This window comes from Candidatus Eisenbacteria bacterium (assembly GCA_030017955.1).
GTDB lineage: Bacteria > Eisenbacteria > RBG-16-71-46 > JASEGR01 > JASEGR01 > JASEGR01.
In genome coordinates this window covers 1-1,857 of record JASEGR010000203.1, presented here as the reverse complement: position 1 = coordinate 1,857, position 1,857 = coordinate 1, and the positions used below count along the sequence as shown (strand labels likewise).

Here is a 1,857-nt window from a genome sequence, read left to right as displayed (position 1 = left end):
ATGCGCATAGCGATAAAATGAGGTTCTTATGACAGATATCCTTTTTAGCAGTTGGGGTGGAGCGGTTGTGGATAACCGGGGAAAAACAGAAGGAGAGAGGCAACCTGTCCCCAGTCTCAATCTTCCCCTTGAGTTTGACAGGGAGAAGAAGGTCAGAGCCTTCGTCGGTTGGGACGGGATTGCCATCCGGGACCCTGAAGTCAATTTGATCGACCTCATTCGGGCATACATGGAGGCGGTTCAGAAGGAATCGTGCGGCAAATGCACACCCTGCCGGGTGGGAACACGGATCATGTCATCCATCCTTAACCGGATTGCAGAGGGCCAGGGGAGAACAGAGGATCTGGACCGACTGAAGTATTTGGGCGAGATGATCGGGAAGAGCTCGAAATGCAATCTTGGACAAACCGGGCCCAAACCTGTGCTCCATGGACTCGACTATTTTAAGGCACAGTTCTCCGAAGTGATTCAGTCGAAGAAGAAGATTCCGCGCGAGGAGTATAAAGTGAAGGTGACTGCTCCGTGCGAAAACGCCTGCCCTTCACATCTCCCCATCACCCGTTATGTCGAATTGATCAAGGAAGGTCGGTTCACGGAATCGCTTGCCGCCATCCGGGAGGCAACCTGTCTTGCAGGCATCCTGGGAAGAGTCTGCGTCCGGCCCTGCGAGGATAACTGCAGGCGGCAGAATGTGGATGAATGCGTCTCCATCAAATGGCTCAAGCGATTTGTGGCTGATTATGAACTCGAAAAGAGAAGGGAACCGGAGGCAACCAGGATTCCTACCCGTTCCGAGAAGGTGGCCATTATCGGAGCCGGGCCTTCGGGCCTGACCTGTGCCTATTACCTGGCCCTGAAAGGTTACCCTGTCACCATCTTCGAGAGGCTGGGGGAACCGGGCGGAATGGCCGCCGTCGGAATTCCTGACTACAGGCTTCCGAGAGACATCGTAAGATATGAGACAAGCCTCGTGGAAAAGATGGGCGTGGCGATCCGGTATAACACACAGGTGGGGAAAGATATCACCCTCTCACAGATGTTCCAGCAAGGATACAAAGCCATCTACATCGCGGTGGGCGCCCAGACCAATACGCCCATGGGCGTGGAGGGAGAGGATAAAGGATATAAGGGATTCATCCCCGGAGTTTATTATCTCCTCGAGATCAACCTCGGAAGAGATCCCTATCCCGAAGGAAAGAGGGTCGTCGTCGTGGGCGGTGGAAATGTGGCGATCGACTGTGTCCGTTCTTCCTACCGGATCGGCAAACCGGATGTGAACCTGGTCTATCGACGGACGAAGAAGGAGATGCCTGCTGACCGGGTGGAGATCCACGATGCCGAAGAGGAGGGCGTGAAATTCCATTACCTCTGCAATCCGGTCCGGATCATTGAAAAGGATGGAAAAGTGACCGGCATGGAGTGCATCCGGATGGAATTAGGCGAGCCGGATGAGAGCGGAAGGCGCAGACCCGTTCCCATCAAGGGTTCGGAATTCTTCATCGAGGCTGATATTGCGATTCCCGCTATCGGACAGGCAATCGACCTCTCCTTCCTCGACGAAAAGGACGGAGTGAAGACGACCAAACGTTCCACCATCGCCGTTCAGGAGGGAACGTTTCAGACGAACCGCGAAGGGATTTTTTCGGGAGGCGATTGCGTGATCGGGCCGGATGTGCTTGTCCGTGCGGCAAGCCATGGAAAGAGGGCGGCCGATAAGATCGACGCCTACCTGCAAGGGAAAGAATTAAAGGAGTCAGAGGAGGAGCGGCTGGAGACTCTGGTTGAGAAGATCAAAGTCTACAACAAGGATGAAAAGATCGGAAACCCGGGCGGGCAGAAGAGGGCGATGCTGGAACT

1 protein-coding gene is annotated in these 1,857 nt (G+C 54.5%); it reads left to right on the top strand.

Annotated features, from left to right (window positions below):
- Positions 1-28 precede the first annotated feature (28 nt).
- Positions 29-1,857: FAD-dependent oxidoreductase (locus tag QME66_13680; protein MDI6809996.1), on the top strand; the 1,829-nt coding region annotated here is incomplete at its 3' end.